This is a genomic window from Amycolatopsis sp. NPDC004169 (assembly GCF_040610315.1).
Lineage (GTDB): Bacteria > Actinomycetota > Actinomycetes > Mycobacteriales > Pseudonocardiaceae > Amycolatopsis.
The window spans coordinates 134,755-149,782 of sequence record NZ_JBEXMD010000014.1; the positions used below are offsets into that span (position 1 = coordinate 134,755).

9 protein-coding genes are annotated in these 15,028 nt (G+C 72.7%); 5 read left to right on the plus strand and 4 right to left on the minus strand.

What is annotated here, in order from left to right; all coding sequences use genetic code 11:
- Positions 1 to 3: 3 nt before the first annotated feature.
- From ABZX11_RS20950 to ABZX11_RS20965, 4 genes are all read left to right on the plus strand, one after another.
- On the plus strand, positions 4 to 1,944 hold the full coding sequence (locus tag ABZX11_RS20950) for a hypothetical protein (RefSeq protein ID WP_354915171.1): 1,941 nt from the start codon (positions 4 to 6) through the stop codon (positions 1,942 to 1,944).
- Between the two features lie 1,213 nt (positions 1,945 to 3,157).
- Positions 3,158 to 5,293 carry a polymorphic toxin type 4 domain-containing protein gene (locus ABZX11_RS20955; RefSeq protein ID WP_354915174.1) on the plus strand — a complete coding sequence of 712 codons (2,136 nt, stop codon included), beginning with the start codon at positions 3,158 to 3,160 and terminating at the stop codon, positions 5,291 to 5,293.
- 39 nt (positions 5,294 to 5,332) lie between these two features.
- Positions 5,333 to 6,193 (plus strand): SDR family NAD(P)-dependent oxidoreductase, encoded by an 861-nt coding sequence (locus ABZX11_RS20960; RefSeq protein ID WP_354915177.1) that lies wholly within the window; start codon positions 5,333 to 5,335, stop codon positions 6,191 to 6,193.
- A 10-nt stretch (positions 6,194 to 6,203) separates the two neighbouring features.
- Positions 6,204 to 6,701 (plus strand): MerR family transcriptional regulator, encoded by a 498-nt coding sequence (locus ABZX11_RS20965; protein ID WP_354915180.1) that lies wholly within the window; start codon positions 6,204 to 6,206, stop codon positions 6,699 to 6,701.
- Between the two features lie 7 nt (positions 6,702 to 6,708).
- Here the strand turns inward: ABZX11_RS20965 and ABZX11_RS20970 are convergent, their stop codons facing one another.
- From ABZX11_RS20970 to ABZX11_RS20985, 4 genes are all read right to left on the minus strand, one after another.
- On the minus strand, positions 6,709 to 7,884 hold the full coding sequence (locus tag ABZX11_RS20970) for an NAD(P)/FAD-dependent oxidoreductase (protein WP_176177046.1): 1,176 nt from the start codon (positions 7,882 to 7,884) through the stop codon (positions 6,709 to 6,711).
- Between the two features lie 114 nt (positions 7,885 to 7,998).
- Entirely contained in the window at positions 7,999 to 9,150 is a 1,152-nt protein-coding gene (locus tag ABZX11_RS20975; protein WP_354915184.1) for a hypothetical protein, read from the minus strand.
- A gap of 104 nt (positions 9,151 to 9,254) precedes the next feature.
- Positions 9,255 to 9,542: an STAS domain-containing protein gene (locus tag ABZX11_RS20980; protein ID WP_176177044.1), complete on the minus strand. Its 288-nt coding sequence runs from the start codon at positions 9,540 to 9,542 to the stop codon at positions 9,255 to 9,257.
- Positions 9,539 to 13,609 carry a SpoIIE family protein phosphatase gene (locus ABZX11_RS20985; protein WP_354915356.1) on the minus strand — a complete coding sequence of 1,357 codons (4,071 nt, stop codon included), beginning with the start codon at positions 13,607 to 13,609 and terminating at the stop codon, positions 9,539 to 9,541. The genes ABZX11_RS20980 and ABZX11_RS20985 overlap by 4 nt, the downstream gene beginning before the upstream one ends.
- Before the next feature lie 471 nt (positions 13,610 to 14,080).
- On the opposite strand from ABZX11_RS20985, the gene ABZX11_RS20990 reads away from it, so the two are divergent.
- A complete protein-coding gene (locus tag ABZX11_RS20990; protein ID WP_354915188.1) occupies positions 14,081 to 14,797 on the plus strand; it encodes a GAF and ANTAR domain-containing protein in 717 nt (238 codons plus the stop codon).
- Positions 14,798 to 15,028: the final 231 nt, after the last annotated feature.

Sequence of the window (15,028 nt, forward strand, 5' to 3'; positions counted from 1 at the left end):
CCGGTGCGCATCGACTGCCACGTCCCGATCACCGTCCGGATCGTCGGAGTGCCGACCGACGACCAGCTGGCGGCGGTGGGCCAGGCGCTGACCCGGGCGGTGTCCGCCCGGCTGGCCGAGGCCGAGCGCGTGCTCGCCGAGCGGCACGGCGACCCGAGAGGCGCCACCACGGAGGTGCGGGAGCGGTACGACCCCGGCCGGCAGGGTGCCGACGGCTACGCCGTCCCGTCCTTCCAGCTCGCCGGCGACCCGGTCGCCGTGCCGGCGTTGCCGGATCTGAGCGCCAACGAGGCGGAAGCGCTCCGCGTGCGTTCCGCCGGTCCGAACCTGGTCGATCCCACGCGGTCCGCGGCGGACAACGAGGCCGCGGTGCGTGCGCTCGCCCTCGACATCTTCGGCTCCCGGGAAGCGGTGGAAGCGGTGTTCGCGAGCCTGTCGCCGTTGGTGCGGCAGGAGGTCGACCGGCAGCACCCGCCGGAGGGGGCGGACGCGACGGCCGACCACCACCTCCAGTTCTTCATCCGGATGCGCTTGTACTTCTCGACGTGGGAGGACCTCCTCGACCACTTCCGGAACTTCACCGAGGTGAAACGTCCGGCTACCCAGGACAATCCCGAGGTCGACGTCGTCTTGCACCGCGACGCCGCGGACCGGCTGGAACGCGTCCTGAACCTGCTGCCGAAGCACCCCAAGATCTACGGCGGGTTCCAGTTGCGCCATTTCGAGGAAGGCGAGATCCAGACCCCGGGTTTCATGATCCACGCCCTCGGCTACGCCCTCGACATCGCCGCCGCGGAGAACCCCAAGATCGGCTTCCAGAGTTCCGGCACCCGCCGCTTCGACCCCCACCAGATCGCCGCGGCCATCGACCCCCGCGGCGCCCACATGGACATGGGCAACGACTGGCCGGGCATCGTCAAGGCGATGGGACAGCGCCTGGCCGCGGACACGACAACACTCGCCGCCGACGACCAGGATCCCGTGGCGAAACGGGTCTTCCAGCTCTTCGAACAGCAGTTCCGCCAGATGCAACGGGGTTCGCTCGGCTTCATCGGCACGTTGTCCCCCGCCCACCGGACGAAACTGCTGGACGTCCGCAAACGGTATCTCGACGTGCTGCGTGAAATCGCGGCACAGCGCGGCAAGCAGACGCCGGCGAGTCTCCAGGAGCGGCGGAAGGCCATTCTCGAAGAGATCCCGCCGCTGGTCACCGAGTGGATCACCGCGCTCGACACCGAAGTCAAGGCATCGCTCGCCAAGCACCCCGGAATGGACAAGCTGCGCCCGCCCGCCGAAATCCGGGCCGATCTGCAGCACGCCGAGAAGAGACTGCAGCTGGCACAGCAGGACGAGCAACGCGCCAAGACCGCGACCGCCGCCGCGGTGCGACGCCGTGACGCCGCGATCGCGAAAACCCGCCCGGTCGGGCGTGACTGGACCCCGGCACCCGTGGAAGCCATCCGGGACGCCGCGGCCAGGCGGCAAGAGGCCGAGACCGCGCTGCGCGAAGAGATTTACGCGAAACGCGTACGCGACTCGGCCGCCGCCACCCGCGATCGGCTGAAGGCGGAGCTGGCGGCCTCCGACGTCCCGGCGCTGCGGCCCGCCTGGAAGTGGATCACCGAGGTCACCGAGCTGCGCGAAGAACTCGCCCACCCCGACCTGTCGACCCCGGCGGGCATCGGGACATTCGAAGCGCTCACCACCGGTGATCTGCGCAGCATCGCCCCGGCCGACAACCCGCCGCTGCTCCGGTTGCTGGAGGCGGGCTTCTTCAACCCGAAGGACGGGTTCGACCTCCGCTTCTTCGCAGAAATGGCGCACAGCGGGTTCGTGCCCGGCGCGACCTGGCAGTTCGGCGGCGCCGACCCGATGCACTTCGAACTGCAGGAAGGCCGGGAACGGATCAAGCCGCCCGGCACCCTGCCACCGCGTGCGCACTGACGAAGAAAGGCGAGAGCCGTGCGGAAGCACTACCACCTGCCGTCGGCGGTCACCACCGCCGACGACCTGCCGGCGCCGGAGCGGGAGCGGCTGACCGCCGTCGTGCTGGACGCGGTGGCGCGGGCGGTCCACCCGGTCGGACTCACCGGCAGCACGGTCACGGCCACCCCGGGCCGGCCGCCGGCCCGGGAGCCGTTCGCCGGCCTGCGGGTGACCGCCGACGGCAGCGCGTACGCGACGCCCAGCTACGACGACGGCGGGCGTCCGGTCGGGGTGCCGCTGCGTAGCCGGTCGTTCCCGTTCCGGGTGCGGCTGGACCGGCGGCTGGACAGTGCCGAGCTGCTCCGGGAATTCGTCCGGCAGTACCGGCACGTGGCCGGCGCCGAGGCCGCCCGGCTGCTCGACGCGGAGCACTGGCATTGGACCGGGACGCCGCCCGAGGTCACCGCCGCCGATCTGGCGCGCCGGTACAAGCTGCTGCACGTCGTCGACCACAGCCTGCGCCTCGCCCACGCCGCCCAGCAGGCGGCGAACGAGCAGGCGCTGGCCGTGTTGGGCGCCGGACAGCGCGACGAGCTGAACGCCGATGCGGACCGCCGGTTCCGGGCCGCCACCGGCCGGACCGGTCAGCTCGGCAGCGGCCAGGAGGACCGGGAACTGGCGGCGTACTGGCTGGGCGTCCGCGACGAGCTGCTCCGGGAACGGCGGGAGATCGACGCGCTGCCGCCGCGGATCCGCGATTTCCTGTTCACCGAAGGGGCACCGCGCGCGGCCGGGCCGGCCGACTACGCCGCCGTGCTCCGGCTGGCGCACAAGCTAGCCGGGCTCACCGACGCCGAGCTGGCCGGGTACCCCGCCAAGGTCGACGCGCACACGACCGACTGGCGCCGGTTCGAGGCGTCGGTTGACCGGTATCTCGCCCAGGTGGCCCGGTTCCGCGAGGCGGGCGTCACCGTGGAAAGCGCGAAGACCGCGCTGTTCGAGATGGACGGGTTGTACGAGCTGTACAAGGTTTGGCGGGCCGTGGGCGGCATGTCGGGCACGTACGCGGCGGTCGACGAGACCCGCGCGCACGCGATCGACGCCGAATTCCGGGCGGCGCTGGCGAAGCACGGGCTCGCCTCGCCCGCCGCGTTCGAGGGGCTCGTCTCCGACTTCCTCGCGGCCTTCGAGGACAAGACCGTGCTCATCGGGTTGGAGCTGCTGGACGGCTATGACCGCCTCCTCAGCCTCGAACAGCAACGGCTCGAAGCCCCCGGGTGCCGCCGACCGGCTGGTCGCGGCGCTGGCCGGTACCCGGGCCAAGGCGCTGTACGCCGAGGCCGAGGAGAAGGCCGGCACCGCCCGGGCCATCGGCCCCGATCCCGAGCTGCACCGCTACCTCGGCGACGACTACGCACGGAAGACCCGGCTGGCCGCGGAGGCCGCTCAGGCGAAAGCCGCCGCCGACGAGCTGGTCACCGCCGCGGCGGCCGGCCCGCTGGCGGCCGAGGAGGGCTTCGACCGGGCCGCGCTGGCCCAGGCGGCGAGTGCGGCCGAGGTCCTGCGCGTGGTCCGGACCTACGTCACCCGGCACCGCAACGGCGTCGCCGCCACCAGCGCCGAGCTCAAGGCGGACCGGGCGTTCGGCTACGACCTGCCGCCGCTGCACGAACTCTCGCTGAGGCTGCAGGACATCCGGGAAGGGACCCTCTACTTCCGGATCGTCGAGGACCGGCTCAAGTCGCGGCAGGCCCGCAAGAGCGTGACGGCGATCGTGCTGGCGGTGGTGACGCTCGCGATCAGCGTGGCCACGGCCGGCACCGGGACGGTGGCCCTGCTCGGCGCGCTGGCGGTGTTCGGGCTCGGCGCCTGGCAGGCGGTGGAGGCCTACCAGGAGTACCGCCGCGGGCACGGCGCCCACCTGGCCGGGCTGGTGCAGGATGACCCGTGGTTCGGCTGGGTGCTGGTCGCCGTCGCCGGTGCCGGGATCGACCTGGCCGGGGCGGCCGCGGCGATCCGCCCGGCGGAACCGGCGCTGCGGCTGGCCAAGACCACCGGCGACGCGGCCCGGCTGGCCGCGGACCTCAAGGCCGCCGGGATCTCCGAGCGGCTCGCCGCGGGCATCGTGGCCCAGTTCCGCGGCGCCGTCGGCCTGGACGCGGCGCTGCGGGACCTGGCCGCGGCCGCCGGTGGGGTGAACTCGGCCATCGGCGGCGTGCGGGGCATCGGCCCGATGGTCCGGGCGGCGTACTACGGGATCCGGCAGGGCATCGTGTCGCTCGACCGGTTCGTCCTGCGGCTGCGGGCCGCCCGGCTCCTCGCCGAGGGCGAGCTGAGCGCCGGGGAACTGATCCGGCTGCGCGCGGCCTTCGAGCAGGCCGGTACCGCCGGGCGCCGGATCCGCACGCTCGGCACCGAACTGGGCCTGTCCGAAGAGCAGCTGTCCGCCGTCGTCGATTCCTGGGGCGCCAACCCGGCCTGGACGCTGGCCGAGGTCGAGGGACGGCTGCGCGCGGTCGCCACCGGGAACGTCCGCGCGGCGTACGAGTCCGTGCTGGCGAACCGGCCCGTGCTCGACCGCGAACTGTCCACAGTGGAGCAGCGGATCGCGGCCGCCGCGGGGCGGCCGAACCCGGCGGACCTCGCGCGCTGGGACGAGCTGACCGCGCGGCTGTCGCGGCTTCGCGAGATCGACTCGGTCAGCGTGGCACCGCGCGGCGGGCGGATCGTCGAGGTGTCCCTGGACGAGGCCGCGCCGAACTTCTTCGAGACCGTGGCCCCGGTCGTCCCCGATCCCCCGGTGGTGCTCGAGTTCCCCGACGGCACCCGGGTCTGGCGGACCACCGCCGGCGGTCCCGTCCGGCACGAGTCGACGCTCGGCGGTTCGCTGGGACGGGCCGGGATGGAACGCGGCATGTATTCCGCGGGCCAGCACGGCAACCTGCCGTCGGGCCCGTCCTACGAGCGGGCGCACACCCTGGGCCAGGGAACCGGCTTCGAGAGCCCGTACGGCATCTTCTACGCCCCGGAATTCGTCAACCAGCGGGTGCAGAACGAGGGCATCGAGGCGTACCTGCGGACGGTCGCCGCCGGCGCCCACCCGGGTGAGACGTTCCGGGTGTTCACCAAGGTCAGACCCCACCCGGACACGTTGCGGCTGGCCACCATCGACTACCGCCTGGTGCGGGTCGACCAGGCCGGGGCCGAAGAGGTGGCCTCGTATTCGATCGTGGTCAGCAGTTCGGCCGAACACCCGGTGGTGACGGCGGGCGCGTTGCGGTTCGCCCCGACTTCGACCGGCCGGGCGATGGCCACCCGGTTCCCGATCCCGCCGCAGCTCACCATGGACGCCCGCTTCGCCTACTGACTTGCCTTCGAGCGCGCTCGAAGCCTTAGCGTCGCCGCCATGACGACACAGACCTGGATCATCACCGGCGCGACCCGCGGCCTCGGGCGCGCCCTGGCGGAAGCGGCGCTCGCGGCGGGCGACAACGTGGTGACCGCCGTGCGGCGGCCCGAGCGCATGTTCGACCTGGAGGCCGCGTACCCGGACCGCTGCCTGGTCGTGAAGTTCGACGCCCGCGACACCACCGCGGCCGCGGACCTGGTGAAGGACACCATCGGCCACTTCGGGCAGCTCGACGTCCTGGTCAACAACGCCGGCCGAGCGGTGGTCGGCGCCGTCGAAGAAATCGGCGACGCGCAGCTGCGGGAGCTGATGGACCTGCACCTGTTCGGCCCGGCCGCCCTGGTCCGCGCGGCGCTGCCCGCCATGCGCGAGCGCGGGACGGGGACGATCGTGCAGATGAGCAGCCAGGGCGGACGGCAGTCCTTCCCCGGCGTGTCCGCGTACTCGGCGTCGAAGTTCGCCCTCGAAGGCTGGTCGGAGGCACTGGCGGGCGAGGTCGCCGGGTTCGGGATCCGGGTCGTGCTCGTCGAACCGAGCCGGTTCCGCACCGGGTTCAACGAGGCCGACGTGCTGGAGTTCGCCGAGCCGTCCGAGACCTACCGCGACGTGCTCGCTCGAGTGCGCGCGGACATGGCAGGCGCCGACGGCCGCCAGGAAGGCGACCCGGTGCGGGCCGCGGACATCATCGTGTCCGTCGTGCACGGCGACGACGTGCCGCTGCGGCTGCCGCTGGGCAGCGAGGCCGTCGAGCGGCTCACCCGGGCCTACCGGCGCGACCTCGACGGCGTCGAGCGGTGGGCCGAAACCGCCCGCAGCGCCGATTTCGCCGACGTCCCGCCCTCGTCGCGGCCGATCTAGGCTGGACGGCATGGCCACGGACGAACTGCTGACCAGGGCGCTGGCGATGCTGGGCGAAGACGACGTGTCGGTCGAGGCGATCCACCGGCTCACCGACGTGGGCGGGATGACCGAGCCGATGACCATCGCCGAGGTCGCCGACATGCTCGACATCTCGCCGCACACCCTCCGCTACTACGAACGCGCCGGGCTCGTCGAGGTCGGCCGCGACCGCAGCGGATACCGCGTCTACGACGAAGAAGCGGTGCGGCGCCTGGTGTTCCTGACCCGGATGCGGCTGTCCGGGATGCCGATGCGCGACCTGCAGCACTACATCGGGCTCGTCGACGCCGGGGCGGGCACCGTGCCCGAGCGGCTCGACATGCTCGTCGAGCACCGCGACACCATCCGGCGGCGCATCCGCGAGCTGACGCTGTCCCTCGCCGCGACCGAGTACAAGATCGCCACGTACGGCGGTTCGACCGGGCCGGAGGTGACGCGCACGCCACCCGGTCCGGAGCGGCCCTAGCAGGCGGTCAGTCCGTCCACTCGATGTGGTGCTGGGTGAGCCACGCCGCGGTGTTGCGCGGGCCGCTCTTGAGCCGCCGGGAGATCGCGATGTCGCGGATGAGCCGCTTGACCGGCCCCGGCGTGGCCGTGCCGCCCATCTTCGCGCTGGTGGCCACCAGGCGCTCGACCCGCTCCCGGCGCAGCTGCTCGTAAGCCCGGAACGCCGCCGCCGGCTCACGGAGGTCACGCAGGCACTTGGCCAGGACCACGGCGTCCTCCATGGCCATCGACGCCCCGTGCCCGGCGTTCGGCGCCGCGGCGTGGGCGGCGTCGCCGATGACGATCATCGGGCCGGCGTGCCACCGCGGCGCCGAGGCGATGTCGTAGCCGTTGTTCGCCCGGATCTGCTCCGAGGCCGCCACGATCGCCGCCGCCGGCGACCGGTCCCGCCGGAGCACGGCGATCGCCTGCCGCTGCCACTCCTCCAGCGACGTCGACGCCAGCTCCGCCTTCGACACCTCCGGGCGCGGGATGTTCACGAACCACCACGTCTCACCGTCCGGCGCGGTCGTGTACGCGAAGAACACACGCTTGCCGTAGATCATCCGGTACACCCCGGGCAGCGGCTCGACCGGCGCGTGCCGGGCGTAGCCGCACAACACGACCGTCCCGGTGTAGCGCGGCTGCGGCGCGTGCGGGTCGATGATTTCGCGGGTGGCCGAGTGGACGCCGTCGGCGCCGATCAGCAGGTCGCCTTCGCGGCGGGAGCCGTCCTCGAAGAACGCCGCGATGCCGCGCTCGGCGTAGATGTCCACGTCGCCGAGCCGTTCGCCGTGCTCGATCGTGATCCCGCGGCGGGTGGCTTCCTCGTGCAGGACCCGGTACAGCTCGGAGCGCTTGATGGTGTGCGGCCCGTACGAGCCCGCCGTACCGCCGCCGATGGGTGCTTCGCCGAGCTTCTTGCCCGAGCCGCTCCAGAAGAACGCGCGGTCGGCGGGGAACGACGCCTGCAGCACCGGCTTGTCGGCGTCGATGGCGTGCAGGGCGTCGAAGCCGTTGTTCATGATCGTCATGAACGCGCCGACGTCGTCCGCGCCCGGCTCCTCGGCCTCGTAGACGACCGAGCCGATGCCCGCCTTCTGCAGGGCCATGGCCGTGACCGGCCCGGCGATGCCCCCGCCGATGATCAATGCCCTGGTCATCCCGCTCCCCTCGGCTCCCGCCCCGCCCCGGCCACGTGGGTGGCGAGCGGCACTCGACGACCCGGGATGGTAGCGGCGATGCGCGCGTCGCCGGGCGAAAGACCCGACCTCGGGTCAACGGCTGCGTCGTCGCCGCGCCACGGCGAGCAGCGTCAGGCCGGTGCCGAGCAGGACCAGCAGCGCGGCCGCCTGGGCGGGCAGGCCGCCGACGCCGGTTCCGGGGAGGCCGCCGGTCGTCGGCGGGCTGCCGGGCGAGCCGGGCACCGGAGAGGCGGCCGAAGAAGTGCCCGACGTGGTCGTCGGCGTCACGGTGACGCCGGAAGGACCGGTCGTCGTGGCCGAAACCGAGGTCGAGGTCGAGGCCGAGGCCGAGGCCGAGGCCGTGGCCGAGGTCGAGGCCGAGGCCGAGGTGGAGGTGGAGGTAGAGGCCGAAGTCGTGGCCGAAGTCGAGGTCGAGGCCGGTGTGGAGGACGTGGTCCGCGTGGTCGTCTTCGCCGTGGTGGTCGAGGTGACCGGGGTGGTCGTCGGCGGCCGGGGCTCGCAGTGTGCCTCGGTTTCTCCGAGCCGCAACGAGGTCAACGGCCCGTCGTACACGGCCTTGCCGTCCTTGTCCTTCAGCGACGCGGTGACGTCGATGTCCAACCAGGCCCGGGCGTAGCCCTGGCGGCTCTGCGCGGACGGGTCCTGCAGCGGCGTCACCACCACCGTCAGGGTGCTCTTGCCGATCTCACGGGCGCCCAGCTGGGCGCCGGTCACGCTCAGCTCGTTCCGGCCCGTTCGCACGAGGTGCCCGAGCACCTCGATCGCGCCGCCGTTGGTGCGGTTGTACGCCAGCGCCCACGGGCCCACCGGCGGCGGGACGCATTCGGCGTAGGAATCGAGCGAAGCCACCTTGAGGAACGGCTTCCGCCCGAGCTTCACCTCCAGCGCGGTCAGCTGCGCCTGCGCCCAGTTCTTGGCCGGGTCGGCGGCGGTCCGCACCTCCTTGGTGGCGACGCCGATCCGGCTCAGCATCCCGTCGGGGTCGCCGAAGTCCCCGTTGTCGGTCTGTCCGGGACCGGAGGACTCCGCGACGCCGTACCGGCCGGTGTAGGCCTCGAGTCCGAGCGCCTCGACCGGCGAAGTCGTCAGGCGGACGAGGGTCGCGGAGGCGGGCGCGGAAGACCGCGCGACCGGCACGACCGCCGGTTCGGCGACCGCGAGCAACCCGACGCCCGCGGAGAGAACCAGGCCGGTCAGCACGGGGGCGAGGCGAAACGAAGGCACCGGATCAACGAAACACAGGTGATCACGCCCGGCGAGCGGGATCCCTGGTTCGGGTTCGGTGATCAACCGAAGGAGTGAGACCGCCGCTCGGATGGTTCGACCGGTCAGTGTCCGACGTCGACCAGCGAGGTGAGGCCGCTGATGGTGAGCACCGGCCCGAGCACCGGGTTGATGACGAGGCTGATCTGGTCGGCGTGGGCGAAGAGGGCGTTGATCGCGCCGCTGTCGAGGTAGTCCACCGCTCGCAGGTCGACGATCACCGGGCCGTCGGCCGTGGCGTCGCCGAGGGCGCGGCTGAAGTCGGCGACGTTGCTGAGGTCGATCTCGCCGGTCGCGGTCAGCACGCGGTTGCCGTCGCCGCGGCGGGACGTTTCCAGGGTGAGCGGTGTCATGCCGGGATCCTCGCGTGCAGGTGGACGGTGGTGCCGTCGGCGGTCGGGTGGACGCTGACCTCGTCCACCAGTTCCCGCATCAAGGTCATGCCGCGGCCGCGCCGCGAAGTCGCGCTCGGCTGCGGGGGCTTCCACGTGCCGGTGTCGGTGACGGTCACGTGCACCCGGTCGGCCAGCGCGATCGCGTTCAGCCGGATGGGACCGCCGGGGGTGTCCCGGTGGCCGTGTTCGATCGCGTTGGCCACGGCTTCGCCGGTGGCGACCAGGACGTTCTGGATTTGTTCGGTGTCCAGGCCGCACCGGTCCAGCCAGCCGCGCAGGGCCCGGCGGGTGGGCGCCAGCTGGCCGGCGTCGGCCAGGAAGTCCAGCTCGAGCGGGCCGGGCTGGCGGTAGATGAGCACGGCGACGTCGTCTTCGTAGCCCGCCGCGGGCGCCAGGCCGGTCATGAGCTTGTCGGCGAGTTCGTCCGGCGTCGTGGTGGCGCTGCTTTCCAGGAGCTCGGCGACGCGGGTGATGCCCTCGTCGAGGGGGCGGCGCCGGCGTTCCACGAGGCCGTCGGTGTAGAGCAGCAGGGTGCCGCGGGGCGGGATGACGACCCGCGCTTCGGGCCGGTCCAGGTCGGCGCGGACGCCCAGGGGCAGGGAGTGGCCGTCCTCCAGCAGCCGCGTGGTGCGGTCGGCGTGGACCAGGACCGGCGGCGGGTGACCCGCGCTGGAGTAGGCCAGCTCGCCGGTTTCCGGGGTGAGCACCGCGCAGAAGGCGGTGGTGCAGGCGGCGCCGGGCAGCCTCGCGGCGAACCGGTCCAGTGCGGCCAAGGCGGCGGCCGGAGTGGGGTGCTCGAGCAGCAGGGCGCGGCAGGCGCTGCGCAGCTGTCCCATGACGGTGGCCGCGGCCAGGCCGTGCCCCACGCAGTCGCCGACGACCAGGGCGATGCGTCCGCCGTCGAGGTCGACCAGGTCGTACCAGTCACCGCCGACCTGGAGGGGCCGGGTGGCCGGCTGGTACCGCACGGCGAACCCGCCCGGCAGCTGCTGCGGGCCGAGGATGGCGTGCTGCAGCGCCAGCGCGGTCTCCCGCTGCTGGTCGTGCTGGTGGACCCGCGAGAGCCCCTGGCCGAGCCGGCCGGCGAGCACCGTCAGCAGCGTCTCGTCCTCCGACGTGACCCGCCGCCGCTCGGCCGGCTCGAGCCACAGGACCAGTACCCCCTCGGGGTGTTGCAGCGCGATGCCGACGGCCTCGGCGTCCCCGGTGGCGGGGGTGAGCGGGTCACCCGCACGCAACGCTTCGATCGTCTGCCGCACCTCGGGCGCCAGCTGGGCCCACCGCACCGGCTCGCCGGCGCACACCAGCCGCGGCTCGGCCACTTCGGCGGCGGAGGTGGGGAAGGTCAGGGCGACCACCCGGTGGGCCTTCCACAGACGGCGCAGCTCTTCGACCGACGCCGTCATCGCCTCGGCCACCGTGTCGGCTTGCGAGAGCTGCTGGCTGAGCGCGGACAGCGCGGCTTGGCGCTGCACCAGGTAGTGCTCGGCGGTGACGTCCCGGAAGGTCCCGACCGTGACCCGGCGGCCGGTCTCCGGGTCGTCGACGTGGTTGAAGCTCGCCGTGACCCACACGCGGTGCCCGTCGCGATGGGTGACCGGAACGGTGTAGCTGCCGTGCGGATCACCCACCATGCCGGCAAACGCCTCGGCGGCCTGCTCGTGCGCGTCCGGGTCGGTGCCGGCGTCCGGCCACCAGGGGTGGAGCGGCTCGTAGGGCAGGCCTTCCGGACCGAACCCGAGGATGTCGGTGAACGTCGCGTTGATCTCGATGACCGAGCCGCTCTCGTCGCAGACGAAGAACGCCTCCTGCAGGGAATCCACCAACGCGGTGCGCCAGCGGGCGTGGTGGTTGCGCAGGCGCGCGAGTTCGACGTTGGCCCGGACCCGAGCCAGCAGTTCGGCGGCGGCGAACGGCTTGACGAGGTAGTCGTCGGCCCCCGCCTGCAGTCCTTCGATGGAGGCTTCCTGCCCGGCGCGCGCGGAGAGCAGCAGGACGGGCACCGCGGCGGTGCGGGCGTCCCCGCGCAGCTCGGCCACGAGGGCCAGGCCGTCCAGCTCCGGCATCATCACGTCGCTGATCACCAGGTCCGGCGGATCCGTGCGGGCGGCCTCGAGCGCCTTCCGGCCGTCGACGGCCGTGGCGACCAGGTAACCGGCGTCCGTCAGCAGCCGCGTCAGGTATTCGCGCATGTCGGCGTTGTCGTCGGCGAGCAGGACACGCGCCGGGACGGCGGCGCTGGTCTGCGCCGGGCGCGGTGCGTCCTCGACGCGGGCTTCGTCCGGCAGCCAGCGCAGGGCTTCCTCGACGTACTGCTCGGCGATGGTGGAGGGGGCGACGCGGGTCGCGGCCGGCACGAGGAAATCGGCGGGCAGGTGGGTGGACCCGAAGGGGAGGCGGATGACGAACGTGGTGCCCGCGCCTTCGGCGCTGTCGGCGGCGATGGTGCCGCCGTGCAGCTCGACCAGCTCGCGGACCAGTGCCAGGCCGATACCGCTGCCCTCCCCGGAGCGGGCGCGGGCGTTCTCGATCCGGTGGAACCGCTCGAACAGCCGCGGCATCTCCGCCGTGGGCACGCCGACGCCGGTGTCGATGACCTTGACGACGGCGCGTCCGTCGTCGCGGCCGACGGTGACGGTGACCGAGCCGTCGAAGGTGAACTTGAGGGCGTTGCTGAGCAGGTTGAAGACCACCCGCTCCCACATGCCGCGGTCCAGGTACACCGGCTCGCGCAGCGGCGGGCACTCGACGGTGAACGTCAGCCCGGCTCGTTCGACGGCGGAACGGAACACACTGGCCAGCTCGGCGGTGACCGCGGCCAGGTCGACCGGCTCGTACCGGGCCTGCATGCGGCCGGCCTCGATGCGGGAGAAGTCCAGCAGGGTGTTGACCAGCTTGCTCAACCGGAGGCTGTTGCGGTGCACGACCTCCAGCTCTTCGCGGGCCCGCTCGTCGCCTTCGGCCCAGCGGCCACGCAGCTCCTGCACCGGACCCAGGATCAGTGTCAGGGGCGTGCGGAACTCGTGGCTGATGTTGGAGAAGAACGTCGTCTTCGCCCGGTCCAGCTCCGCCAGTTCTTCCGCGCGGCGCTGCTGGGCCTGGTAGCTGCGGGCGCTGGCGATGCCCGCGGCGATGTGCCCGGCCACCAGGTCGATGAAGCCGCGGTAGCCGTCGTCCAGTTCGCGGTACCGGTTCAACGCCGCCACCAGGAACCCGTACGGGGGGCTGCCCTGCTGCCGCAGCGGCACGACCAGGGCGCGGGTGGGCGGCTCCGGCCACGAGCCGGACGGCAGCCCGGGGAAGACCGCGCTGTCCAGGTCGACCAGCACCGCCTCTCCCCCGGCCGCGGCCTCGACCGGCCACACGGTGGCCGACGGCGCCGCCTCGATGCCGGTCGCCGCGGCGAGCACCGCGTCCGGGCCGTCGAAGAGGTAGGTGAGGGTGAACGGCAGGTCACGCAGGTCCTGGCCGAGCTGACGGCCGGCGAAGGCGAGCACCTGCCGTTCGGTTTGCACGACGCTGGGGTCCGAGCCGAGGTCCCGCAGCAGCGCCATCCGGCGCTCGCCGATGACCCGCTCGGTTTCCTCGGCGACGACGCAGAGCATGCCGACCACCCGGCCGGTGTCGTCGCGCAGCGGGCTGTAGGAGAAGGTGTGGTAGGTCTCCTCCGGGTAACCCGAACGCTCCAGGAACAGCAGCAGCGCCTCGTCCCAGGTCGCCTTGCCGGTGGAGAGCACCGTCCGGATCCGCGGACCGATGTCGTCCCAGATCTCCGCCCACACCTCGCTCGCCGGCCGCCCCAGCGCCCACGGGTACTTCCGGCCCAGTGTGTCCCGGCGGTAGGCGGCGTTGCAGAAGAACGTCAGGTCCGGGCCCCAGGCCATCCACATCGAAAACCGCGACGACAGCAGGATGCTCACGGCGGTCCGCAGGCTCTGCGGCCAGTCCGCCGGTGCGCCCAGCGGCGTCGACGTCCAGTCCACCCGCGCCAGGTCGCGCCCGATCTCGTCGTCGGCGGCGAACACCCCGCTCAACGGACTGCCTTCAGCAACTTCGGAACGCACTCGAGGCCTCTCATGGTCACCTGCCGGGCGTGGGCATTCTGCCGCGGTTCCCTGGTCCGGGCGCGTACACGATGGTGTTCGGAGCCGTCGGCGCACCGGTTCGGCGCGGCTCGGGCACGGGAGGCGACCCTGCCGGCCCCTCGGGTTTGGAGCCGGCAGGGTCTAGACCCGAAGGAGCCCGTACGGGAGATCCGGATCCAAGATCTCCTTACCCGAGCGGCAGGCACGGAAAACACGAATTGCTCTCGGAACCAGGTCCGGTGCGCGGTCGGCCGGCGGGGCGGCGGCTAGATTGGTCTCTGCGATGGTTGAGCAGGCAGCCGTCCTTCTCGCGTTCTCAGGAGGATGGGCATGACTGGTGAGCAGGACTGACAGCTCGACCGAACGGCGTTCGCGTCCGGCTCCGACGGGTCCCGGCCCGGCCTGGGGCCCTTGGCCGAGCAGTTCGCCCAGCTGACGGCCACGCTGCTCGCCGCTCCCTCGGTCAAAGACGTCCTGCAGCGGGTGCTGGACGCCGCGACGGTGATGGTCCCGGCCGCCGACGTCGCCAGCTTCACCCTGCTCGATCCCGACGGCGGCTTCCACACCCCGGCCGAAACGCACGACCTGGCCACCGACCTGGACGTGCTGCAGTACCGCTTCCGCGAAGGCCCCTGCGTCGAGGCGGCCATCCCCGGCGGCCCGGCCGTGGCCGTCTGCCCGGACCTGGCCGGCGAACGCCGCTGGCCGCGGTGGGCGCCCGCCGCGGCGGACCTCGGTGTCCGGTCCGTGATCGCCACCGCCCTGCTGCCGGGCGCGCCGACCGGTGGTTCCGTCGGCGCCCTCAACGTGTACTCGAGGGTCCCCGGCGGGCTGGACAAGGCCGACCGGGACGTCCTGCTCCTGCTGGCCACCCACGCGTCGCTGGCGCTGGCCACCACCGACGCCGTCACCCGCGCCGAACTGCAGGCCGCGCACCTGCACAAGGCGATCGAGAGCCGCGACGTGATCGGGCAGGCCAAGGGCATCATCATGGCCCGCCGCGGCGTCTCGGCGGAGGACGCCTTCGACGTGCTGCGGCGCACCTCGCAGGACCTGAACGTCAAGCTGGCCGACGTGGCATCGACGTTGGCGACGCGCCACACCGAAATCGACCTCCCGGCCCGTTGACCGACTGCCGCCGCCGATCGCCGGGCGGGTGATCGACGTCAGGCTTTGCCCATGGCGGCTTCCCCGCCCGGTCCGGGAGACCACGGCATCGCGCGCGCTCGAAATCGGGCACCTCACGGAGGTCGTCACGGTCACCGGAAGCGTCGCACAGGCCCGGGCGTGGATCCTCGCCCAACCCGGCCGGCCGTGAGTCACTGACCGAAGGCGCCCGTTCGACCGCGCTACATTGAG